The sequence below is a fragment of the Caulobacter sp. HMWF025 genome (assembly GCF_003060965.1).
Lineage (GTDB): Bacteria > Pseudomonadota > Alphaproteobacteria > Caulobacterales > Caulobacteraceae > Caulobacter.
Map to the genome: position 1 here is coordinate 30776 of NZ_QAII01000031.1, position 22522 is coordinate 53297.

Genomic DNA, 22522 nt, shown 5'->3' on the forward strand with positions numbered 1-22522 from the left:
CCGATGACCCGTGTCTCGACCTCATCCAACTTCAGCATCATGACCACGAACCTGATGCGCGCCCAGTTGACCCAGGGTGCCGTCGGCGAACAGGTCTCCAGCCAGAAGGTCGCCAACGACCTGAAGGGCTATGCCCGCAACGCCGAAGTACTGACGGCCATGCGCAGCACCCAGGCCAAGCTGAACGGCCTGCTCGACCAGACCACCCTGGTGTCCAACCGGCTGGAAATGCAGGACACCGGGATCGGCAAGATCGCCAGCGGTGCCAAGGGCGGCCGCGAGGCCATCGCCAACGCCATGGCTGCCGGCAATGCGACAACGCTGATGCAGCAGCTGAAGTCCGCCTTCGGCGATGTGCTCCAGGGCCTCAACACCAAGTCCAATGGCCGATACGTCTTCGCAGGGGCCCAGACCGATACTCCGCCGACTTCGGCCACCTCAATGGCCGACCTGACCGCTGCGGCCGCCACCTCGGACCTGTTTCACAACGACCAGTACATCGCCACCAACCGGGTAGACGAACAGACCACGACCCAGACCGGTATTCTCGGCGACGCCCTCGGCACCTCCACGTTCGAGGCCTTCAAGCAGATGCAGGCCTATGTTGATGCCAACGGCCCGTTCACCGGCACCCTGACCAGCTCCCAGAATGACTTTCTGAAGAGCATGCTGCCCAGCTTTGACTCGGCCTACTCGGACATCGTGACCATCCAAGGCAAGAACGGTCTCAGCCAGAAGCGTTTCGAGACCGCCAAGGTCGAACTTCAGGATCAGACCGACACCCTGACCACCATGATCGGCGGCATCACCGATGTGGACATGGCCGAAGCGGTGACGCGTCTGGAAGCCGCCAAGCTGGCGGTACAGGCCTCGGCTCAGGTCTTCGCCGGCCTGCAGACCTCGTCCCTGCTGAACTATCTGAAATAGGCAGGGCCCGTCGCGACCTCGCAAAGCCGCGCTCGAAACGCTATATGGCGGCGATGGACGCCCTGACCACCTCGACGATCAACCTCCCGGCAGACACCGCCCTGTCCGACCACGCGGTCGAGACGGCCCGGGCCGCTGTCGGCCTGCCGGCCGGTGCGCGGGTGGTGGTGGCCATGTCGGGCGGCGTGGATTCAACCGTCACGGCCGCCCTTCTGGCTCGCGCCGGCTATGATGTGGTCGGCGTAACCCTGCAGCTTTACGACCATGGCGCGGCGATCGCGAAAAAGGGGGCCTGCTGCGCCGGCCAGGATATCCTGGATGCCCGCCTCGCCGCCGAGCGCATCGGCATCCCCCACTATGTCCTCGACTACGAAAGCCGCTTCAGGGAGCAGGTGATCGAGGAGTTCGCCGACGCCTATCTTCGCGGCGAGACACCGATCCCCTGCGTGCGCTGCAACCAGACCGTCAAGTTCCGCGACCTGCTGGACGTGGCCCGCGACCTCGGGGCCGAGGCCATGGCGACGGGTCACTATGTGCAACGCGACATGGTCGCAGGGGCCAACCGTCCCCGCCTCCTGCGCGCCGCCGATCCGGCCAAGGACCAGAGCTATTTCCTGTTCGCGACCACCCGCGAGCAACTGGACTTCCTGCGCTTCCCGCTCGGGGGCATGGACAAGCCGACCGTGCGCGCCGTGGCGGCGGAGCTGGGCCTGTCCATCGCCGACAAGCCCGACAGCCAGGACATCTGCTTCGTGCCGGAAGGCAAGTATACGACCGTGATCGACCGCATCCGGCCGCACGGGGCCCTGCCCGGCGACATCGTCCATATGGATGGCCGGGTGCTGGGCCGGCATGAGGGCGTGACCCGATACACGATCGGCCAGCGCCGGGGCCTGAACATCGCCGTGGGCGACCCGCTCTACGTGGTGCGCATCGACGCCGACCGGCGCCATGTCGTGGTCGGTCCGCGCGAGGCGCTGCTGACGGCCTCGCTGGTGCTGAAAGAGGGCAACTGGCTGGGAAGCCAGGACAGCCTGGACGTCGCCGCCCAAGAAGGCCAGGCCGTGCTGGCCCGTGTGCGCTCGACCCGTGAACCGGTTCCCGGGCGGCTGTCGATTGTGGACGGTGAGCTGCGCGTGGTGTTCGACACCCACGAGGAGGGCGTCGCCCCCGGTCAGGCCTGCGTCCTCTATGATCCCGAAGACCCGGACCGGGTGTTGGGCGGCGGGTTCATCGCCAGCACGGTACGGGTGGACCTGGACAGCCTCCCCCACCCGGACGTCGCGCCCTAGCCCAGCCCCTGGAGCCCGAACTCTTCGTCCCAGGCCGGGCGAACGACCGCCTTGGTCCTTTGGGCCCTGATCTTCCGACGGGACTCGCCCGCCAGCCAGTCGGCCACAGCCGAAGCGGGCATCGGGCGGGCGAAGAGGTAGCCCTGCATGTAGCTCGCACCCAGACTGGTGAGCTTGTCGCGCTGGACATCTGTCTCGACCCCTTCGACCACGCAGTCGATGCGCAGGTTGCGGCACAGCTCCAGCATGGTCTTGACGATGTCCTCGCTGGGGCGGTGGTGGTCGATATCGGAGACGAAACTGGCGTCGATCTTCAGCTTGTCCAGCGGCAGCAGGCGCACATGGTTCAGGCTGGAATGGCCGATCCCGAAGTCGTCGAGGGCGGTACGCGCTCCAAGCGCGTGGAAGGCCGCCAGCGCCGCGCGGGCCTGATCGAAGTCGTTGACCACGGCCGTCTCGGTGATCTCGAAATCGATGCGGTGCGGCGCGACCTGACTCTGCCGGACGATTTCAATGATCTCCTCGACGGTCTCCATTGAGGCGATGTCACGGACCGAGAGGTTGATCGAGACCCGCATGTCCATCGGCCAGTTTCGAACAGCGCTGAGGGCCTTCTGAACCAGGACGCGGGTGATCTGAACAATCTGGCCAGACCGTTCGGCGGCATTGATGAACACGCCAGGCGGAACGTCACCGAGCTCGGGGCTGGACCAGCGCGCCAGGGCCTCGAACGCCACCGTGCGGCCGCCTGCCGTGTCGAGGATCGGCTGAAAGTGAATGTGCATTTCGCGGACCAGATCGGCGCGCCGAAGCGCCTGCTCGACCCGGCTGATCTCGCGAATATCGGCTTCATGCCGCTCGTCGAACAGCACTGCAGACCCCTTCAGGTTCTGCTTGGCGTGATACAGCGCATAGTCGGCCCGCTCGAACAGCTGCTCGGCGGTGTCGCCGCCGGCCGGGAACGGGCAGAGGCCGATCGAGCCGGCGACCTGGGCGGTGACACCCGGCAGGCGGTAGGGCTGGCGCAGGACATCGCAAAGCGATCGGCCCAGTTGCCGGACCTCGTCAGCGGTGAGCGAGGCGTCGATGATCAGGCCGAACTCGTCGCCGCCGAGCCGCGCCGCAAACAGCGGTCGGGCGTCGAAAGCTTCCAGGCGCCGACCGACCTCGATCAGCAGACGGTCGCCGGTCGCATGGCCGAACGCATCATTGACCGGCTTGAAGCCATCGAGGTCGAGAACGCCGACGAACAGGCCCCGCCCCTCTTCCCGGGCGCGGGCCACATGCAGGTCGACCTCGCGAAAGAAGCGGCGGCGGTTGGGCAGGCCGGTCAGGCTGTCCAGATTGGCCAGGCGGTCATTGTCGTCGCTCAGTTTCTGGGCCTCGACCCGGGCGGCGACGAGGTCGGCAAACTCCCGATAGTGGATCAGCAGGATGACGATCATCACCGCCGCCACGATCGCCACATTGACAGCGATCGCCTGGAACACGGTCTGCCCGCTGAAGCCGAAGAACAGCACCATCGGGGCCAGGACGACCGCCGTGACGATCAGGGCGGCCGGGCGCAGATGCATCAGGCAGAAGATGCAGGCGATCACCGTGATCGCCATGTAGAAGGCGATATGGGCCTGCTGATAGGCGTCGCCATAGGGGTAGAGCGACAGCGACCAGGCCATGAAGGCCGCGCCCAGCACACCCGCCGCCCGGACCGTTCCGGACAGCATCTTCAGGGCCCGGTCCGCATCCATGGCCTGCTCGCGCAGTCGCCACCAGCTCAGCATCCGTACGGCACAGGCGAGGGTCAGAACCAGCGGACCGCCGAAGGTCAGGGCTTTGGGTGCAGACTCAAGATGGGTGTAGGCAAGGGCAAAGGCGTTGACCAGCACAACGAGGTACATCATCGGCACCTGACGCGAGAAGGCCTTGGCCTGCGCGATCAGAAGCTCGGGCTGTTCCTTGCGGATCGCGAACATGGTCGCGATTTTGCCGATTATGGTCATTCAGGCCCATCCCTGTTGGCTAACCAATAGGGCGGTAACGACTAAACATTCAGTAAGCCGAGGGGGCTGGACCCTGCGCTATTCTGCCGCACCCCTGACCGCGTCCAGGGCTTCCCCCACGGTCTGGCAGTCGTCGTGAACCACGCGCCGCAGGTCGCGGCTTTCGATCACCTGGCCGCAGGCCTCGCAGGCCAGTCGGGGGTGGAACTGATGGCCGCAGGTCTTGTGCACAAAGTGTACGGCCCCGTTACCGACGCCATAGACGTGACGGTCGCCCCAGTCGGCCATGGTGAGCAGCACGGGACTCAGATCGAGCCCCTTCCGGGTCAGGACATATTCCTGGCGCGGCGGGCGCTCGGAATAGCGCTGGGCCTCCATCACACCGTGGGCCACAAGGGTCTTGAGCCGGGCGGCCAGGACATTGCGGGCGACGCCCAGCCGGTCCTGCCACTGCTCGAAGCGTCGCACGCCGGCGAAGGCGTCCCGCAGGATCAGCAGGGTCCAGGGATCGCCGACGACCTCGAGGGTGGCGGCGATGCTGCAACGTTCCTTGGTGTAGTCGGCGGTACGGCCCATGCGAATGAGGTTGAGGCGTTCCGCTTGGGAAAGCAAGAGAGCGTTGCGTTTGAGTATGAAGCCTGGGCCTGAAGCGGCGCGGTGAACGCAAAGGGCTTGCGTGGCGTTGGGTCAGCAGGGTCTATTCCGCCCCAATTCGCCGCACTCCGGAGACCTTCATGTCCCAGTCCACTGATCCTGTCGTCATCGTCTCGTTCGCCCGCACCCCGATGGGGGGCTTTCAGGGGGCCTTGGGCGGCGTCAAGGCGACCGAGCTGGGGGCGACGGCGGTAAAGGCCGCCATTGAACGGGCGGGCGTCGGCGGGGATCTGGTTGAGCAGATCTTCATGGGCTGTGTCCTGCCGGCCGGCCTCGGCCAGGCCCCGGCCCGCCAGGCGGCGCTGGGAGCCGGTCTGCCGCTTTCGGTCGAGGCCACCACGGTCAACAAGATGTGCGGCAGCGGCATGCAGGCGGCGATCATGGCCCACGACGCCCTGGCGGCCGGCAGCGCCGAGATCATTGTGGCCGGCGGCATGGAGAGCATGACCGGCGCGCCGTACCTGATGAGCAAGCACCGCGGCGGTGCCCGGATCGGCCACGACCAGATGTGGGATTCCATGTTCCTGGACGGCCTGGAGGACGCCTATACCCCGGGCAAGCTGATGGGGGCCTTCGCCGAGGACTCGGCCGCCACCTACCAGTTCAGCCGCGAGGCCATGGACGATTACGCGACCCGCGGCCTGATGAAGGCCCGCCATGCTGTCGAGAGCGGGGCCTTTTCCGCCGAGATCGCGCCGGTCAGCATCACCACCCGCAAGGGCAGCGAACTGATCGACCAGGACGAGCAGCCCCTGAAGGCCGATCCGGCCAAGATCCCGACCCTTCGCCCGGCCTTCAGCCGCGATGGCGGCATCACCGCCGCCAATTCCAGCTCGATCAGCGACGGGGCCGCCGCCCTGGTGATGACCCGGGAGTCAGTCGCCAAACGCCTGGGCCTGCCGATCGTCGCCCGCGTGGTCAGCCATGCCGCTCACGCCCATGAGCCGGGCCTGTTCACTACCGCCCCGGTCCCGGCCATGCAGAAGGCGCTGAAAAAGGCCGGCTGGAGTGTCGGCGACGTCGACCTGTTCGAGGTCAATGAGGCTTTCGCCGTGGTCGCCATGATCGCCCAGCAGGAGCTTGGCATCCCGGACGACAAGCTGAACGTCAACGGTGGGGCCTGCGCCCTCGGTCACCCGATCGGGGCCTCCGGGGCCCGCATTCTCTGCACCCTGATCGCAGCCCTGCAGGCGCGCGGCGGCAGGAAGGGTCTGGCGTCACTCTGCATCGGCGGCGGCGAGGCCACCGCGATGGCGATCGAGCTGGTCTAGGACGGGCGGCATGACCGACGCGTTCCGCGACAACACGACGGAGGCCCGCTTCGAACTCGTAACGAACGGCCTGCTGTCCTTCGCCGACTACCGCCGCGAGCCGGGCCGCCTCGTTATCCCCCATGTCGAAAGCGACCCGGCCCTTCGCGGCCAGGGCGCGGCCGGCCGCCTGATGGCGCAGGTCGCCGAGGTTGCCCGCGCCGAGGACCGCAGGATCGTCCCGACCTGCTCCTACGCGGCGGCGTGGCTGAAGCGGAACGATCCAGGGCTGGTGGCCTGACTACTTGGGCACCGGCGCCGCCGCCGGCGGCGGGCTCTCGAAGCTGCCGGCCGGGCCCGGAAAGACGATAGGGCTTTCCCAGCCGTCGGCCGTGATCGCCGAGACGCCGAAGAAGAAGTCGTCGATCACCACGTCCTTGAGCGTGGCCGTCGCGGCCGGGCCGGCGACCCAGCGGTTCAGGCGCCATTGCGGATCCGTGGTCACCCGCCACCAGACGCGATGGCCCGCCGCGCCGGGCGTCGGGGTCCATGAGACCTTGGTGTCAGGGCTGACCGCACCCTCGATCTTGACTCCCGAAGGCGGCGGCGGGGCCGAGGCGAGGCTGGCCATGGCCACCGTGTTCAGACGCGTCACCTGGGCCAGATAGGCGAAATCCACGCCCTCGAGGGTATCGCCATAGACCTTGCCGTTCTCGGTGCGCAGATCCTGGTGCTGGCGGTCATAGTTCTCGGCGGCTTCGGTCACCCGCACGGCCGGATAGCCGGCCTCCAGCACCGGCACCTGGTCGCCGCCGCGGCCGTAGCGATCGGTGCGATAGACCATGACCACGTCGAAATTGTTCAGATAGCGGTCGGCCAGCACATCCAGATAGCGGGCCAGGTTGCGCGAGGGGCTGTCGACCTCGCCGCCGTTGTAGCGGCGACCATTGGCCTGTTCGGGGGTCTCGACGGCCTTGGTGCCCTCGGAGAACACCCGCACCTGGGTGTTGTTCATTACCCCGCTCTGGCCCCTGCTATTGCCGACGATGTCGTTGTTGAGGTCGGCCTCGACCTTCCAGCCCTTTGCGCGGGCGTGGCTGGCCAGGATACGCCCGCCATAGAGCCCCTGCTCCTCGCCGGACAGCACAGCATAGACCAGCGTGGCCGGGAACTTGCGTTTGGACAGCACGCGGGCGGCCTCGATCACCGCTGCCACGCCCGAGGCGTCGTCATTGGCACCGGGCGCGTCACTCTTGAAGTCCATGACATCGCTGACGCGGCTGTCGATATGTCCGGCGATGATGATCACCCGATCAGGATCACTGGTCCCCTTCTGGATGGCCAGGACGTTCATGACCTCGGTCGGGTTGGGCACGCGGCGACCAGTGACCACCTCCGACGGAGTCTCGATCGTCAGGCAGCCGCCGCAGTCTTTCGAGATCGCCTCAAAGCGGGCCTTGGTCCAGCGGCGGGCCGCGCCGATGCCGCGGGTCTCGGACACCGTATCGGACAGGGTGTGGCGGGTGCCGAAGCCCACCAGGCTGCGGATCGTGCTTTCCAGCGCCTTGGGATCAACCTCCGCTGCGATCTGCCGCAGCACAGGCTGATCGGTCGAGGGCGCCGGCGCTTCGGCCGCCAGGGCGGGCGTCGCCAGAAGCAAGCTCGAGACGGCAAGGGGAGCGACAAGGGCGAGGGGCAGGCGCATGGCGACTCCGGAAACACGAGGTCCCGACGTTGCCTGCCCTGCGCGCGCGCCGCAAGCGCGGTCAGTGGCCGGCGAGTCCGCCGATCAGCCCCTTGCAGAACACGCCCCAGGCCGGGTTCAGATAGGCCGTGACGATTATGAAGTGCCCCGACATCGCCAGGATCAGGCCCAGGACGTAGCCTGGCAGCAGCCGGCCGCGCGTCACCAGGTCGTAGACGCCGATGCTCAGCATCAGGGCGGCCGTGCAGCCATAGAGGATCAGATAGTTCGTCCAGAACGGCGAACCCAGCGCCGGGCCCAGCACCGGCCCCCAGATGGGGCCCACCCAACGCGCGAAGCCGGCGTCGACGAGCGTGAGCGTGGACAGCAGGACCAGCCGCTTGTGCAGGGCCGCATCCTTACGGTTCAGCAACGCCGCAACGATCAGGATCGCGAAGCTGACCAGACCGCCGAGCTGGATGGCCAGAAAGGCCGGATCACTGGCCGGCGTCCCAAAGCGCGCCGTCTGGGTGGTGAAAGCCGCCATGGGCCCCACCAGCAGCATCACCGGGACAAAGCCCAGGCTGGCCACGCCCAGCTTGCGATGCAGGTCGGAGCGCCCCTTGCGGATCAGCGCCACCTGGGTGGTCAGTAGCACCATCCAGCCGACATAGACGGCGGCGTGGACGTGGACGATCAGGGGGAAGGTCAGCTGGCCCTGCTTGGCCTTGTAGACCATGTCGCCGCCGAACCCCATGACGAGGCCGACCCAGAAAATCGCTACGAGGCTCGGGAAGAACCAGGCGTCCCAGGGATGGGTCGGCTTGAAGTCCGGGCCGTCGGCCGGCGGCGTGTCACTTACGGCAAAAGTCGTCATCATCTCCCCCCCCGGGAAAGGCACCAAGGCCTCAACAGGGGCGGAGATTGACGCAAAAGGGGCAGAAAGCAAACGCCACGTAACGACGTTATCTGCATTCACACAGCCGCTGACCGGCCGTCAGTATGAGATCGAAAACCGCACGGTCGCGACCACGGCATTGTCGATATCGCGGTCGCCGGAGGGGCGGATGACATACTGCAGGTCCGGCTGCACGGTCAGTCGGCCGACCTTGTCGGAATAGGTCACCTCAAACGCCGTCTCGGTCCGGCCGATGTTGCGGCCGGCGTCGACGCCGTTGGCGCGCTCGCGGCCGGTAATGAAGCCCTGGTTCATGCCCGCCGAGAACTGGCTATCCGGACGCGAGGCGAAGGGCTGCTCGACCAGTACGCCGGCCTGCCATCCCCCCTCGAAGGCCGAGGTCGTGCCGTCGGAAATGCCGACGCGCAGGAAGGCCGTCGTGCGGCCGGGAGAGTCTTCACTGCCCCGAATCCGGCGCTCCGCAAGCAGATAGACCCCGCCCGCCGTCTGGCGGACCGGATCCCCGGCCGCGTCGACCAGGCGCCAGTCGTCCTGCTTGTCGGAATAGCGCCAGGCCCCGATGGCGAGTTTGCCGGCACCCTGCCAGCCCACTTCGCCGATCATCAGCACGCCGCTGTCGAAGCTGGTGTCGATGCCGTCGGGGTCGCCCAGCACGCCAGACTGGGCATTCAGCACAACGGCCTGGGCATAGCCGCCGCTCTCTGTCGTCCACTTCAGCCGGACGGCCAGGGCGGTCGACGGAAAGATCGACGGGCCATTGGGGCCGGTTGAAGCCAACTCGGATCCGATGCCGAAGGCCGGCGCGATCAGCAGGCCGGCGCTGTCATTGGCGTAGAACTCGCTGTTGACGTCATAGAGACCCGCCAGGACGGCGCCCTTGCCGTCGGCAAAGCTGGTTTCAACCCAGGCCTCAAACAGTCGCGTGCGGTGACGGCTGACCTCAATGTTGTCGACCCCCTGCAGGGTGCCGGCATCCTCGTTCGGCATGCCGCCGGAATTGTTGAGCACCGTCATGTGGGCGTTCGCGTTCGACCAGCCCAGAGCTGCTCCGAGGTCGAGATCAACCACCAGCTGCAGGTCATCGAGGACCCGGCCCCGCCGGGCCAGACCGCCGTCGATCACGCCGCCGACGTCGGCCGTATAGTCGAGGCTATAGGTCAGGGGGCCTTCGGCCGCCTGGGCCGAGGTCGCCAGGGCCGCAGCGGCGCTGCCTGCAACCAGCAGGGCGGTCAGACACCGACGGGCTTTGCCGCGCTTGAAGTTTTGCATCACCACCATCCCCGGTCCTTGAAGGAACTCTCGGGAAGGAGGATCTCACAACTGGGCTTACAGTCAGTTAAGCCGTTGATTTATTTTATGATAATGAACCCGAATCCGGTTCAGGCCGCCGCGCGGGACGAAGCTCCCGAAGCCGCCTGGAGCTTGAAGCCGGAGACCTGGCGCGCCAGGTCCAGCGCCTCGGTGCGCAGGGAATGCGTCGCCGCAGTCGTCTGCTCGACCATGGCTGCATTCTGCTGGGTCACCTGGTCCATGTGGTTCACGGCGACATTGACCTGGCGCAGGCCGACGGCCTGCTCCTCGGAGGCGCGGGCCATGCCTTCGACAAGACCATGTACCCGGACCACCTCGCCGACAATGCGACCCAGGGTCTCACCGGTCTGACCGACGAGCTCAACACCCGAAGCGACTTGGCTGCCGGACTCCGAGATCAGGGTCTTGATTTCCTTGGCGGCGTCAGCGGAGCGCTGGGCCAGGGCGCGGACTTCCTGGGCGACCACGGCAAAGCCCCGGCCGCTCTCGCCGGCGCGGGCGGCTTCGACGCCGGCGTTCAGGGCCAGCAGATTGGTCTGGAAGGCGATCTCGTCGATGACCCCGATGATCTGGCTGATCTTGGCCGAGGACTTCTGGATCTGACTCATGGCGTCGACGGTACGCGACACCACCTGGCTCGACTGCTCGGCTTCCTTCTTGGCGCTGGCGACCACGACAGCAGCCTCACGGGCGCCTTCGGTGGCTCGACCAACGGTCGCCGCGATCTGGTCGAGGGCCGCGGCCGTTTCTTCCAGGCTGGCCGCCTGCTGCTCGGTGCGGCGCGACAGATCGTCGGCCGCCGAAGCGATTTCTTCCGAGCCCGAGCGCATCGACATGCCGCTGCGGGCGATCGCGCCCAGGGTCTGGGCCAGCCGGTTGACGGCGTTGTTGAAGTCGGCGCGCAGGGCCTCATAGGCCGGCGGGAACGGCGTATGGATCGGGCTCGCCAGATCCCCCTCGGCCAGACGGCCCAGGCCGGCGGCCAGCTGATCCATCACGGCGCGGCGCTCGGTATCGGCCTCGGCCCGTTCGCGTTCATTCTGACGACGCTCGCCTTCGGAGGCGTTTCGGGCCGATTCCTGCTCAAGGCGGGCCTGACGACGCTCCAGGGCCGCTTCGCGGAACACGACGATCGACCGCGCCATGTCGCCGAGCTCGTCCTGACGGTTGCGGTAAGGCGGCTCGCGATCATAGTCGCCTTCGGCCAGACGGCCCATATAGTCGCCGATCGTCGACAGCGGGCGCAGCAGGCGACCGCGGGTCAGCACGATGACGGCTCCGCCGAGGATCACGCCGCCCAGGGCCATCAGGCCGAGCACGACCATGGCGCCGAGCTGCTGATCGCGCAGGCTTTTCTCGGCAACGAAGTCATGCGCTTCCTGGCTTTTTTCGATCTCGGCCATGGCGGCGGTCGCGGCGTCCATCTTGGCCGCCAGATTGAGACTGGCCTGGTCAAACTGGCCCATCAGGGCATTGCCGCCCGCGGTGCCCACATCGACATAGGCATGCGCCATGGCCTGGCCATTGGAATAATAGGCCGGGAAGGCCGCCTCGACCTCGTCGAGCGCGGCGGACAGTGCAGGCGCATTCAGGTCCTTGGCAAGGATCCGGGCACGGGCGACGTCGGTCTTGAAGGCCTGGCTGTTGGCCTCGGCCTCGGCCCAGCCGTCGTCCAGACCATCCAGGCCGCGGGTCGCCGAGACGTCGGTCAGGAACTGCTGGACCTGGACGATCTCGAGCTGGATCTGCTTGGCCAGCACGGCCAGTTCGAGCGCCTGGCTTTGGCTGACCTCGTCGCGCTTGGCCTCAACGCTCCGGGCCTCACGCTGGGACTCGATCGCCATCACGCCGCTGACAGCGGCGGCAACGCAGAACAGGCTCAGGCCGGCGATCATGAGCGTGATGAAACGCTCGATCTTCCGCGATGACGACGATTGCATGGACCCAGGCTTGGTCATGGCGTTCCCCCAAGATGACCAAGGAAAGCAGGTCACGCTTGGAGGGATTGTCGCTCAACAGCCTTAAGACTACGTAACCGCCCCACCCAGATTGGGCAGACCTCCGGCCTGCCCTCGGAGGGCCCTACTGCAGCACAGCCTTGCCGATCGCCAGCGCCCCGTCTCGGACGCTGACCGCGATCACGCCGCCGTCTTCCAGCTCGCCGGCCAGCAGGCGGCGGGCGATCGGATCGACCAGCTCCTTCTGGATCACGCGCTTCAAGGGGCGCGCGCCATAGACCGGGTCATAGCCCTTCTCGCCCAACCACAGCAGCGCCTCTGCATCCAGGGCCAGGGTCATGCGGCGGTCGGCGAGCAGCTTTTCCACCCGCTGCAGCTGGATGCGGACGATGTCGGCCATGTTGCCCCGTCCCAGCCGCTTGAACAGGATGATCTCGTCGATCCGGTTCAGGAACTCGGGCCGGAAGTGACCGCGCACCACGTTCATGACCTGCGGACGCACCGCGTCGACATCCTCGCCGTCCTCCTGGTTGGCTAGGTATTCGGAGCCGAGATTGCTGGTCATGATGATTAGCGTATTGCGGAAGTCGACCGTGCGGCCCTGACCGTCGGTCAGGCGACCGTCGTCCAGCACCTGCAGCAGCACGTTGAAGACGTCCGGGTGGGCCTTCTCGACCTCGTCGAACAGCACCACCTGATAGGGCCGCCGGCGCACGGCCTCGGTCAGGGCCCCGCCCTCATCGTAGCCGACATAGCCGGGAGGAGCCCCGATCAGGCGGCTGACCGAGTGCTTTTCCATGTACTCGCTCATGTCCATCCGGGTGATGGCGGCCTCGTCGGCGAACATGAACTCGGCCAGGGCCTTGGTCAGTTCGGTCTTGCCCACGCCCGTCGGGCCCAGGAACAGGAACGAGCCGATCGGACGCGAGGGATCCTGCAGGCCGGCCCGCGCGCGACGCACCGCGTCGGAGACGGCTTCGAGAGCCTCGTCCTGACCGACCACGCGGGCGCGCAGGGCCAGTTCCATCTGCAGCAGCTTTTCGCGCTCACCTTCCAGCATCTTCTCGACCGGCACTCCGGTCCAGCGGCTGACCACGGCGGCGATCTGCTCGGCGTCAACGACCTCGGGCGTCAGGGACTTCTGGGCGGTATCGCCCTCCTCCGCTGCGGCCAGACGGCGTTCGAGAGCCGGAATTTCGCCGTACTGGATCTGCCCGGCCCGGGCGAAGTCACCGGCGCGCTGGGCATTGGCGAGGTCGGCCCGCAGCCGGTCCAGGGCCTCGCGGGCCTGGGCGGCTCCCCCGACCTTGTCCTTTTCAGCCTTCCAGCGGGCGGTCATTTCGTCGCTGCGGAACTGCAGGTCGTCGATTTCGGTCTCGAGGTTTTCCAGCCGCTGGCGCGAGGCCGCATCGGTTTCCTTGCTCAGGGCTTCGCGTTCAATCTTCAGCTGCACCAGGCGGCGGTCAATCTCGTCCAGCTCTTCGGGCTTGGAGTCGATGGCCATCCGCACGCGGCTGGAGGCCTCGTCGATCAGGTCGATGGCCTTGTCGGGCAGGAAGCGGTCAGCGATGTAGCGGTTGCTCAGGGTAGCGGCCGCGACAATGGCCGAGTCCGAGATGCGCACCCCATGGTGGACCTCGTACTTCTCCTTCAGGCCGCGCAGGATCGAAACGGTGTCCTCCACCGTCGGCTCGCTGACAAACACCGGCTGGAACCGGCGGGCCAGGGCCGCGTCCTTCTCGACGTGCTTGCGGTACTCGTCCAGCGTGGTGGCCCCGACGCAGTGCAGCTCCCCGCGTGCCAGGGCAGGCTTGAGCAGGTTGGAGGCATCCATGGCCCCCTCGCTTTTGCCGGCCCCGACCAGGGTGTGCATCTCGTCGATGAACAGGATGATCGAACCCTCGGCGGCCGTAACCTCGTTGAGGACGGCCTTGAGGCGCTCCTCGAACTCGCCGCGATACTTCGCGCCGGCGATCAGGCTGCCCATGTCGAGCGACAGGAGGCGCTTGTCCTTCAGGCTTTCAGGCACGTCGCCATTGACGATGCGCAGGGCCAGGCCCTCGACGATGGCGGTCTTGCCGACGCCGGGCTCGCCGATCAGCACGGGGTTGTTCTTGGTGCGGCGGCTCAGGACCTGGATCGTGCGACGGATCTCCTCGTCACGGCCGATCACCGGGTCCAGCTTGCCGTTGCGGGCGGCCTGGGTCAGATCGCGGGCATAGCGCTTGAGCGCCTCATAGCCTTCCTCGGCATTGGCGCTGTCGGCGGTCCTGCCCTTGCGCAGGGCGTTGGCGGCGTCTTCCAGGCCTTTGGCCGTAACGCCGGCATCCTTCAGCAGCTTGCCGACCTCGCCGCCTTCCTTGGCGATGGCGATCAGCAGTCGCTCGGTCGTGACAAAGGCATCACCGGCCGCTTTCGCGCCCTTCTCGGCCTCGGCGAACACCCGGGCGGTATCAGGCTTCAAAAAGAGCTGGCCGCCGGCTCCGTCGACGCGGGCGGTCTTGGCCAGCAAGGCCTCAACGGCGGCATCGACGACGTCGGGCCGGCCGCCGGCGCTCTGGATCAGGGCGCGGGAAAGGCCGTCCTTTTCCTCCAGCAGCACCTTGAGCAGATGCTCGGGCCCCAGTTGCTGGTGCCCCCGGGCCAGAGCCAGGCTCTGCGACGACTGAACCGCCTGTTTGGCGCGGTCGGAATAGAGATCGATGTTCATAGTGTCCCCTTCTAGGCGGATCGGGACGCGCCGCCTTGATCAAGCACAACGCGTCCCGACAGGGGATGTAGGTGTGGCGCTTTGGCCACACAAGGGCTCACCAGCCCTTGCTGGCCAGATAGGTCTGCAGGGCCGCGATACGGGTGGCGTCCGAGGGGTGGGTCGACGCGATCTCGGGCTGGCCGCCGCCCCCCTGGGCCTGCATCTTGCGCCAGAGCACCACGGCCTCGCGCGGGCGGTATCCGGCCCGCTGCATGTAGTCGACGCCCAGCCGGTCGGCCTCCAGCTCGTGCTTGCGCGAGAACGGCAGCAGGAACAGGTAGTCGGTGGCGTCGTCGCCATAGGTCTTCAGCCCGCGCGCCAGCTCGCTGGACGGGCCCGCCGCCGCGCTGGCCACGCCGAGCAGCAGCTTGGAGGTCACCGACTGTGAATAGCGCTCGGCTGCATGCTGGGCGACGACGTGACCGGCCTCGTGGCCGATCACGGCAGCCAGTTGATCGTCATTGTCGACCATGTCGAGCAGGCCCGTGGTCACCCCGACATGCCCACCCGGCAGGACGAAAGCATTGGGCAGTTCGTTGATCAGGACCGCATAGTCCCACGGGCGGTTGTTGAGCCCGGCCGCGGTGACCACCCTCTGGCCGACGGCGCGCACCCGGGCGTTGCGGCCGGGATCGCTCGACAGGTAGCCGGTCTTCAGGGTCTTGGCCCAGGCCTTTTCGCCGGCTGACGCCAGGCCGTTGTCCTTGACGATCAGCAGCTGATCGCGCCCGAGGTCGGCATTGTAGGCGCAGGCCGTCAGGCCGAGGGCCAGCAGCGGGGCAAGGGCGAGACGACGCAAGACAGGGCTCCGCGCAGAAAATGTTTCAACCCTGATACACATCAGGCTGCGGCAAAGCTCAAGGGGGCGTGACGTTCGCCGGGGCCCTACCCGGCTGCCTTGCCATAGGCGGTAAGGGCTGCCGCTAGGTCCGGCGTCGCCGCTGGTGTCGGCGCGGCATCCGGAGGCGAGGGTGCCGCATCCCCGGCAAGGATGGCCTGGGCCTCGGGGGACAGGGTGACGGTGTCCTGCCCGCGCGCTGCGGGCTGAACGGCCTCAACGGCTTTCTGCAAGCTGGCCCGGTAGTCCTCGACCGAGGCGGGCGCGGCCCTGGGCATCCCGACATTCAACGAGGCGACGATGGTCTGGTCGGTTTCTGACAGGCCCTCGAACGCCGCCTTCATGCGGATCTGCGGCTCGGGCGGAACGGCGTCGGTGCCGGCCCAGGCGGTTCGGGTAAAGGTGTTGAGGGCGGACTGCACCGTCTTGGCGAAGGGCGACTCGTTGAGGGCCCAGGTCAGGCCGACCCGCTCGTCATGACCGGCTCCGGCCCAGCGGTTGGACAGGGCATGGAAGGCCGTGAGCTGCTGCTGCAACCCCACAGTCCCTGACGTGTCGCCGAGTACGGCCTTGGCCGCAGCAACGCCGCCGGCCGCGCCGTCACTCGCCGTCGACGGTCCACTGACCTTGCTGATCTGGGTTGAGCTCATTCCGCCTCGCTACCGCACCAGAACACCCAAACGGGGTAAAGGGGAGGTGTAGCGCCGTGGTAAAGAGCGGGTGAATCCGCAGTACGGAAGCGACCAGAGCCAAGAAAAAAGGAGCCGCTTTCACGGCTCCTTTTCAAAGGGCTTGGCGCTAAAGGCCTGGGATCAGGACTCTTCGGACCCTGAACCGGCCGGAGCCCCCTCACCACCTTCGAAGCTGCGCGGCGCGCGGCGACGGCGGGGCTTTTTGGCCTCTTCGCCGCCCTCGGCGGCCGGAACCTCAGCAGCCGCAGCCGCGGCGGCAGGACGTCCGAGGAAGGCCGGTGCATGGCTGGTGTCACCGTCCTGGCCACGCAGCACGGGCGAAGGCTCATGGCTGCTTTCGCCCGAGAATGGCGTGGCCTGAGGCTCGATCACGGCCATCGGGTCGCGATCCACCGGGCCACGGTCGCGCGGTGCGCGCTCACGACGCGGCGGACGCTCGCGGCGGACTTCGGTCTGGGGTTGTTCGGATGCGACATCGGCGGCCGCGACAGGAACGCGCTCCTCACGGGGACGGTCATCACGGGGACGGTCGTCTCGGAAACGGTCTTCCCGGGGGCGATCGTCTCTCGGACGGTCTTCGCGGGGGCGGTCGTCTCTGGGGCGGTCGTCGCGATCCCGGAACCGGTCCTCGCGGGGACGGTCGTCCCGGGGGCGATCATCACGGGGACGATCGTCGCGCGGCCGGTCGTCCCGGGGGCGTTCGTCACGGGGACGGTCATCACGGGGGCGGTCATCACGCTGCCGGTCGTCGCGATCACGCCAGCGATCACGACGCCCCTGGCCCTGACCCTGCCCCTGATTGTTCTGGCCGTCGAAGCGGTCACGCGGACGGTCGTCGCGCTGGCGATCCTCGCGGGGACGGTCATCGCGCTGGCGCCCCTCGAAGCGATCACGCGGACGCTCATCACGCTGGCCTTCGCCCTCACCGCCCTCGCCGGCCTCACCGGCGGGGGCTTCAGGGGTCTCGGGAGCCTCTTCGGGTTCAGCCTCGAAATCGATCTCGTAGGCGGAATAGGCGTCCTTGCCGATGATGTCGCTGACCGGCCGATTCGGCTGGATGGCCCGCAGGACGCGGAAATAGTGCTCGGCGTGCTGGAGGTAGTTCTCGGCCAGAACCCGGTCACCGGACGATGAGGCGTCCCGGGCCAGTTGCTGGTACTTCTCATAGACGCTCTGGGCCGCACCGCGCACCTTGACCCCCTCGGGGCCGTTGGAGTCGAAGGCGCGGTTGGCATTATGCTGCTGAGGCTTGCCGCCGCTGCTGCCGCCGCCGCGATTGTTGCGGCCGCGCTGGCGCTTCATGCCCTTGAAATCTCTCATGGTCTCTCTGAACCTGTCCGACGCACCGTCTCTGCGGATACGGCCGGCCTTGCTGGTCTCTCGAAGCGGGATCGGACCTGTAGGGTCGTCTTATGGATCTCGAGACACTGGTTTCCGTAGAGCCCCCGCCCTTTGCCTGGCGCGGCGACCGGCTTGCGACCGTGCGCGCCTGCCGGAGGAGCTTTACAACCGTCGTCGACGATCGCTGTTCCCGTCACCCGGCGTTTTTAGGAGGAGACCCCTATCGTCTAACCTCTCACGCAGGGCTTTCCAAGGGGTTTTTCGTCCCCGTGACCACGCGGTCGTGCGTGGAGAGATCCTTGACCGTCCGCACGCCCTGCCCCCCCGCCGCGCGGAACAGCGCCTCGACGGCGACCGACTGGTCATAACCGATCTCGACGGCGAACAGCCCGCCGGGCTTGAGCACCCGGAGAATCTCTGGTGCCAGCTGGCGATAGGCGTCGAGTCCGTCAGCCCCGCCATCGAGCGCCAGGCGCGGCTCATGATCCCGCACCTCGGGTTCCAGGGTCTCGATGACATGGCTGGCGATATAGGGCGGGTTGGAGACCACCAGATCAAAGCTGGAATCGTGCAGGCCGGCCGTCCAGTCGCCCCGCAGGAAGGTGCTGCGGCTATTGAGGTCGAGGCTGGCGGCATTGTCGCGGGCGACGGCGAGCGCCTCCTCCGACACGTCGATGCCGAGGCCCTTGGCCGCCGGGCGCTCGGCCAGAACCGCCAGCAGGATGGTGCCCGACCCGACACCCAGGTCCAGCATCGTGAAGGCCATGTGCTCGGGAAAGGCCTTGAGAACCTCGTCGACGATGACCTCGGTCTCGGGACGGGGCGTCAGGACGTTCTTGTTGACCTGCAGCAGGATCTTCCAGAAGCCCTTGCGGCCAATGATGTGACTGACCGGCTCGCGACGGGCCCGGCGGGTCAGGTACTCGTCGAGGGTGGCCCACTGCTCGGCCGAGAGCAGGCGATAAGGATCGGTGACGATGTCCGTCCGGGTAACATCAGCCGCCACTTCCAGCATCAGACGCGCGTCGATAGCGGGTTGATCAATGCCGGCGTCCTTCAGACGCTCCTTGGCGGCGGTCCAGGCTTTGACGAGGGTCAGGGTCATGGGGCGGTGAAATAGCCTGTTGCGTCCGCAAGGGCGAGATCACCCCGTCCAGAAAGCTGCAAAACTTCACGCCGGTATCCTGCCGGACCGATCCGGGGATCGGTCCGGCAAGACATCAGTCTGGCCGTCCGCCTCAGAAGGCCAGGCGCACACCCGCATAGCCGGCCCGACCCGGCGTGGCGTAGCTGAACACTTCCTCGTAGTCCTCGTTGAGTAGGTTCTCGACCCGACCAAACACCGAAATCTTGGGCGTCAGCCGGTAGTCGATGGCGGCATTGGCCAGCGCATAGGCCTTCAGCATCACCCGGACCGGCCGGTAGCTCGGATCGGTATAGGCCACGTCGGTCTGCTTGCCGTTGTAGCGAAGGCTGAGGGTGCCGGAGAGCCGCGCGTCGCTCGACAGGGCCGTGACACTCAGGCTGGCAATGGACTTGGGACGACGAACCTCGACCACGCCGTTCTCGCGCGCATGCAGCCAGGTGTAGGCCGCATCGATCCGAAGATGGTCAGTCGGGCGGGCGTTGGCGAACAGTTCGACGCCATGCTGCCTTGAGTCCGTTGTCCGGTTGCCCGGCGTGGCGACATAGGTCGGGGCGGGATAGGTGGTGTAGATCTCATTCTTCAGCACGCTGTCGAACCAGGTCGCGCCGAGGGTTGCCTTTTCGGCGGCGAAGGTCTGCTCGACCCCAAGCTCCCAGCCCTTCGACTGCTCGGGCTTGAGGTTCGGATTGCCGATGTATTTGCCGTCCGAATAGCCGAAAAGTTCGTAATAGCCCGGGTTCTTGACGCCGGTGCCATAGGCCGCACGCAGCCGGGTCCCGCCGGTCAGGGCATAGCTGCCCTGGGCCCGCCAGGTGGAGACGTCGTCAAAGCGGTTGTTCTGGTCGCGCCGCACCGAAAGCCCGAGCGAAAGGGTCTGGTTCACGACCGCCTCGTACTCGCCGACGATCCCGACATTGTCGGTGTGACGGCGGCCCTGGAAGACGTAGCTGGCCGGAGTGGTGTTCTGGAAGGTCTCGCGCTCGACGTCCACAGCGCCTGTTACACGCTGACTGACGGCTTCAGTCCCGAAGCGATAGGTGCTGACCACGGAGCCCTTGTAGCGCTTGCCCTTGTCACCGTATTCAATACCGCGCGCCGTGTAGGCCTTGCGCGTGGTGTCAGCGACCTGGGCGGACGCGGCACTGACCCAGCGGCCGTCCAGCGCCGTCAGCTCGGCCTCGACCCGCCCATAGAGCGCCGTGTTGTCGTAGTGCGCGCCGGGATCATCGACGATGTAGCCGAACAGCGGGCTGGCCGGATTGCTCTCGCTCCTGTTGCTGTCGGCGTCGGTGAAGCTGTAGCGCCCGACCCCGGTCAGCCGGAAGGTCTCGCTGGGCGACCAGATCAGCTTGGCCGAGGCCCCGAAGCTGTCAGAGCCGATGTTGCGCTTGCCGTTCCGCGCCGTCTTCGTGCCGTCCGTCTGGTAGCTGGAGGCCGAAAGGGCGTAGTCGAGGTCGCCCGATACGCCCGCCGTCCGGGCGGCCGCACTGACGGTGCCGAACGATCCGCCTTCCAGACGCAGGCGCGTTCCGGCCGCCTCAGCGCCCGAAAGGGTGATGTAGTGGATCACTCCGCCGATGGCGTCGGAGCCGTAGAGCGAGGACTGTTGACCGCGCAGGACCTCGACCCGGGCCGCCTCGTCGGCGATCAGGGTCCCGAAGTCATATTCGCCCTGATAGGGGTCCGAGGCCTCGATCCCGTCGATCAGGACCAGGACGTGATTGCCTTCGGTCCCGCGAACACGGACCTGGGTCTGGCTGCCGATGGCCCCCAGACGATTGACCGCAAGGCCGGGCACGTCCCGCAGGATGTCGGACACGATGCGGGTCTGGCGAAGGGTCATGGCCTCGGCGTCGAGCACCGTCACCGACGCGCCCAGGGTCTTGATCTCGACCGGCTCGCCGGAGCGCGACGCGGTGACGATCAGGGTATCGACCGAAGACGCTTCGGCGGCAACGGGATCGGCAAGGGCGGGCCCGGCGGCCAGCAGGGCCAGGCAGGAGGCGGAATAGAGGAACAGTTTCACAGGCAGCACTCACGGGTCATCAGCGACGGATGACGGGAGCGTCCGCTGGGCGGTCGGCACGCACGGCGAGGCGGACGCCCTGGCGCCAACCCATACGAACCGATGCGGCTCCCGCCGCATGTTCGTCGCTCAGACGGAGTACCGTGCCTTGACCATCCCCTGGATCAGGCAAGAGCGACCGGTGCGCCGGCAGGTCTCCTGGCTCGCGGGTCGACACGTGATGCACGGCCTTCCCGGGCCTTTCGGCCCAGTGGCTGTGCCCCGCTGAGGGGGCCGTGTGCATCGCGCTATCCGCTTACAGTTGCAGGGACAGCCGCGGAGTCGGGTGCAGAAGCACCCTCACCGCATTCCCGATTAAGCCTCTCTCGAGGCACCGGCGCGATCGTGAGGGCGGAGCAGAGCCCCGTCCTCAGGGCACAGCCAATATGACAAAATGGCGGAAAGGCAAGCGCCTTGTTGCAGCGCAACAGACGCAGGATTTCGTCCGGCCCCGGTATCGCTACGGCAGTGCGGAGGAGGGGGGCGAAAAGAGCCGGCCGGTCAGCCCAGGGCCAGGGCGCAGCTTTCGCCGATTGTCGGACGCGAGATCACCACGCGCGACAGACCCGGGAAGGCCGGGGTCAGGCGGTCGGCAAAATAGAGGCAGAGGCGCTCCAGCGTCGGGCTTTCAAGCCCGGGGCGGTCATTCAGAAGACCGTGATCCAGCTCAGACGCGACGGCCTTCAGGGCGGTGTCGAGGCCTTCCAGGTCCGCCACCCAGCCGGCGTCCTGCATCGCCCCCTTTACGCTGGCCTCGACCTTGAACGAGTGGCCGTGCAGCTTGCGGTAGCGATGGTCGGCGGGACCTTGCTCGATGTAATGGGCCGCGTCGAACGTCGCGGCCTTCGTGATTTCGAAGACGGGCATCATCGTTGCTTCTTTTGACAGGGCCTGGGAGGCTCTAGCGCAACGACCCTGTCACCAAGTCGAGCGCATTATCCGTCAGGGCAGGCCGAGATATTTGTGTGTTTGGACGCTTAAACGCCATTGAGGGTGTGAAAGGCAATAGGCGACCGCCAATTGCGTGTTGGCGTCGCGGTCGGGGCCGTCCATCGGCTGCAGGTAGAAGCGTTCGAAATCGAGCCCGGCGAAGCGGTCCGGAAGGGCCTTGTCCTGCGGATAAACCAGCTTCAGCTCCTGGCCGCGCGTCTGCACGACCGGCGCATCGGCCTTGGGGCTGACGCAGATCCAGTCGATGCCGTCAGGGGCCAGAACCGTGCCGTTGGTCTCGACCGCAATCATGAAGCCCCGCGCGTGCAGGGCGGCAATGGCGGCCGGATCCAGCTGCAGCAGGGGCTCGCCGCCGGTGCAGACCACCAGCCGGTCACCCGGCCCGCCGGTCCAGGCCGCCTCGACGGCCGCAGCCAGATCCTCGGCCGTGGCAAACTTGCCGCCGCCCTCCCCGTCGGTGCCGACGAAATCGGTATCGCAAAAGGTGCAGACGGCCTCGGCCCGGTCCTGCTCGCGCCCCGACCACAGATTGCACCCGGCGAAACGGCAGAACACCGCCGCCTTGCCGGCCTGGCCGCCCTCGCCCTGCAGGGTGAGGAAGATTTCCTTGACGGAGTAGGTCACGCGGCCATGACCTTACGACCGGCGGCGTCCCATTCCTCGTAGCCGCGCTGGCGCAGCTCGCAGGCCGGACATTCGCCGCAGCCATGGCCCCAGGGATGCAGTTCCCCGCGCTCGCCC

At 67.0% G+C, this 22522-nt stretch carries 18 protein-coding genes, 2 pseudogenes and 1 riboswitch; of the genes and pseudogenes, 4 read left to right on the plus strand and 16 right to left on the minus strand.

What is annotated here, in order from left to right; translation table 11 throughout:
• Positions 1-3 precede the first annotated feature (3 nt).
• Entirely contained in the window at positions 4-927 is a 924-nt protein-coding gene (locus tag DBR10_RS04270) for a flagellin (protein WP_108490269.1), read from the plus strand.
• A 53-nt stretch (positions 928-980) separates the two neighbouring features.
• Positions 981-2219, plus strand: a complete 1239-nt coding sequence (mnmA, locus tag DBR10_RS04275; protein WP_108490270.1) for a tRNA 2-thiouridine(34) synthase MnmA — start codon at positions 981-983, stop codon at positions 2217-2219.
• Here mnmA and DBR10_RS04280 read toward each other — a convergent pair.
• Both DBR10_RS04280 and DBR10_RS04285 read right to left on the minus strand, forming a co-directional pair.
• The gene (locus tag DBR10_RS04280) at positions 2216-4219 is read right to left on the minus strand and encodes a putative bifunctional diguanylate cyclase/phosphodiesterase (RefSeq protein WP_108504434.1); all 2004 of its coding nucleotides are present in this window, start codon (positions 4217-4219) and stop codon (positions 2216-2218) included. The two genes, mnmA and DBR10_RS04280, sit on opposite strands and share 4 nt — an antisense overlap.
• Before the next feature lie 78 nt (positions 4220-4297).
• Positions 4298-4795, minus strand: coding sequence for a winged helix-turn-helix transcriptional regulator (locus DBR10_RS04285; protein WP_108504435.1), 498 nt, complete (start codon positions 4793-4795; stop codon positions 4298-4300).
• Positions 4796-4953: 158 nt separating this feature from the next.
• Here DBR10_RS04285 and DBR10_RS04290 point away from each other — a divergent pair, with 158 nt between their 5' ends.
• Positions 4954-6144, plus strand: a complete 1191-nt coding sequence (locus DBR10_RS04290) for an acetyl-CoA C-acyltransferase (RefSeq protein ID WP_108556160.1) — start codon at positions 4954-4956, stop codon at positions 6142-6144.
• 10 nt (positions 6145-6154) lie between these two features.
• The gene (locus DBR10_RS04295; RefSeq protein ID WP_108504594.1) at positions 6155-6424 is read left to right on the plus strand and encodes a GNAT family N-acetyltransferase; all 270 of its coding nucleotides are present in this window, start codon (positions 6155-6157) and stop codon (positions 6422-6424) included.
• Here the strand turns inward: DBR10_RS04295 and DBR10_RS04300 are convergent, their stop codons facing one another.
• The 14 genes and pseudogenes from DBR10_RS04300 to DBR10_RS19695 all read right to left on the minus strand — a co-directional run.
• Entirely contained in the window at positions 6425-7828 is a 1404-nt protein-coding gene (locus tag DBR10_RS04300; RefSeq protein WP_108556161.1) for a M20/M25/M40 family metallo-hydrolase, read from the minus strand.
• Positions 7829-7889: 61 nt separating this feature from the next.
• On the minus strand, positions 7890-8687 hold the full coding sequence (locus tag DBR10_RS04305; RefSeq protein WP_146187819.1) for a hypothetical protein: 798 nt from the start codon (positions 8685-8687) through the stop codon (positions 7890-7892).
• A gap of 117 nt (positions 8688-8804) precedes the next feature.
• Positions 8805-9995 (minus strand): carbohydrate porin, encoded by a 1191-nt coding sequence (locus DBR10_RS04310; protein WP_108504602.1) that lies wholly within the window; start codon positions 9993-9995, stop codon positions 8805-8807.
• A 110-nt stretch (positions 9996-10105) separates the two neighbouring features.
• A pseudogene (locus DBR10_RS20440) lies at positions 10106-10888 on the minus strand (methyl-accepting chemotaxis protein); the annotation flags it as partial.
• Positions 10889-11161: 273 nt separating this feature from the next.
• Positions 11162-11995, minus strand: a pseudogene (locus DBR10_RS20445) (HAMP domain-containing protein); the annotation flags it as partial.
• A gap of 124 nt (positions 11996-12119) precedes the next feature.
• Positions 12120-14705, minus strand: coding sequence for an ATP-dependent chaperone ClpB (gene clpB, locus DBR10_RS04320; protein WP_108504596.1), 2586 nt, complete (start codon positions 14703-14705; stop codon positions 12120-12122).
• A 97-nt stretch (positions 14706-14802) separates the two neighbouring features.
• Positions 14803-15588 (minus strand): M48 family metallopeptidase, encoded by a 786-nt coding sequence (locus DBR10_RS04325; protein ID WP_108504597.1) that lies wholly within the window; start codon positions 15586-15588, stop codon positions 14803-14805.
• Between the two features lie 44 nt (positions 15589-15632).
• Positions 15633-16235, minus strand: a complete 603-nt coding sequence (locus DBR10_RS04330; protein WP_108504598.1) for a hypothetical protein — start codon at positions 16233-16235, stop codon at positions 15633-15635.
• Positions 16236-16397: 162 nt separating this feature from the next.
• The gene (locus tag DBR10_RS04335; protein ID WP_108504599.1) at positions 16398-17597 is read right to left on the minus strand and encodes a DUF4167 domain-containing protein; all 1200 of its coding nucleotides are present in this window, start codon (positions 17595-17597) and stop codon (positions 16398-16400) included.
• A gap of 256 nt (positions 17598-17853) precedes the next feature.
• Positions 17854-18723, minus strand: a complete 870-nt coding sequence (gene prmC, locus DBR10_RS04340) for a peptide chain release factor N(5)-glutamine methyltransferase (protein WP_108504600.1) — start codon at positions 18721-18723, stop codon at positions 17854-17856.
• Between the two features lie 133 nt (positions 18724-18856).
• Positions 18857-20800: a TonB-dependent receptor plug domain-containing protein gene (locus DBR10_RS04345; protein WP_199223496.1), complete on the minus strand. Its 1944-nt coding sequence runs from the start codon at positions 20798-20800 to the stop codon at positions 18857-18859.
• 162 nt (positions 20801-20962) lie between these two features.
• Positions 20963-21184: riboswitch (cobalamin riboswitch) on the minus strand.
• 147 nt (positions 21185-21331) lie between these two features.
• Positions 21332-21700, minus strand: a complete 369-nt coding sequence (locus DBR10_RS04350; protein WP_108504601.1) for a 6-carboxytetrahydropterin synthase — start codon at positions 21698-21700, stop codon at positions 21332-21334.
• Between the two features lie 72 nt (positions 21701-21772).
• The gene (gene queE / locus DBR10_RS04355) at positions 21773-22405 is read right to left on the minus strand and encodes a 7-carboxy-7-deazaguanine synthase (RefSeq protein WP_108488856.1); all 633 of its coding nucleotides are present in this window, start codon (positions 22403-22405) and stop codon (positions 21773-21775) included.
• A partial coding sequence (locus tag DBR10_RS19695) for a 7-cyano-7-deazaguanine synthase (RefSeq protein ID WP_233243268.1) occupies positions 22402-22522 on the minus strand: 121 nt, incomplete at its 5' end. The genes queE and DBR10_RS19695, both read right to left, overlap by 4 nt.

Bases quoted from the DNA above. Each gene is read 5' to 3' on its own strand.
- DBR10_RS04270 (WP_108490269.1), top strand. From the start codon at position 4: ATGACCCGTGTCTCGACCTCATCCAACTTCAGCATCATGACCACGAAC.
- mnmA (WP_108490270.1), top strand. From the start codon at position 981: ATGGACGCCCTGACCACCTCGACGATCAACCTCCCGGCAGACACCGCC.
- DBR10_RS04280 (WP_108504434.1), bottom strand. From the start codon at position 4,219: ATGACCATAATCGGCAAAATCGCGACCATGTTCGCGATCCGCAAGGAA.
- DBR10_RS04285 (WP_108504435.1), bottom strand. From the start codon at position 4,795: ATGGGCCGTACCGCCGACTACACCAAGGAACGTTGCAGCATCGCCGCC.
- DBR10_RS04290 (WP_108556160.1), top strand. From the start codon at position 4,954: ATGTCCCAGTCCACTGATCCTGTCGTCATCGTCTCGTTCGCCCGCACC.
- DBR10_RS04295 (WP_108504594.1), top strand. From the start codon at position 6,155: ATGACCGACGCGTTCCGCGACAACACGACGGAGGCCCGCTTCGAACTC.
- DBR10_RS04300 (WP_108556161.1), bottom strand. From the start codon at position 7,828: ATGCGCCTGCCCCTCGCCCTTGTCGCTCCCCTTGCCGTCTCGAGCTTG.
- DBR10_RS04305 (WP_146187819.1), bottom strand. From the start codon at position 8,687: ATGATGACGACTTTTGCCGTAAGTGACACGCCGCCGGCCGACGGCCCG.
- DBR10_RS04310 (WP_108504602.1), bottom strand. From the start codon at position 9,995: ATGCAAAACTTCAAGCGCGGCAAAGCCCGTCGGTGTCTGACCGCCCTG.
- clpB (WP_108504596.1), bottom strand. From the start codon at position 14,705: ATGAACATCGATCTCTATTCCGACCGCGCCAAACAGGCGGTTCAGTCG.
- DBR10_RS04325 (WP_108504597.1), bottom strand. From the start codon at position 15,588: ATGTGTATCAGGGTTGAAACATTTTCTGCGCGGAGCCCTGTCTTGCGT.
- DBR10_RS04330 (WP_108504598.1), bottom strand. From the start codon at position 16,235: ATGAGCTCAACCCAGATCAGCAAGGTCAGTGGACCGTCGACGGCGAGT.
- DBR10_RS04335 (WP_108504599.1), bottom strand. From the start codon at position 17,597: ATGAGAGATTTCAAGGGCATGAAGCGCCAGCGCGGCCGCAACAATCGC.
- prmC (WP_108504600.1), bottom strand. From the start codon at position 18,723: ATGACCCTGACCCTCGTCAAAGCCTGGACCGCCGCCAAGGAGCGTCTG.
- DBR10_RS04350 (WP_108504601.1), bottom strand. From the start codon at position 21,700: ATGATGCCCGTCTTCGAAATCACGAAGGCCGCGACGTTCGACGCGGCC.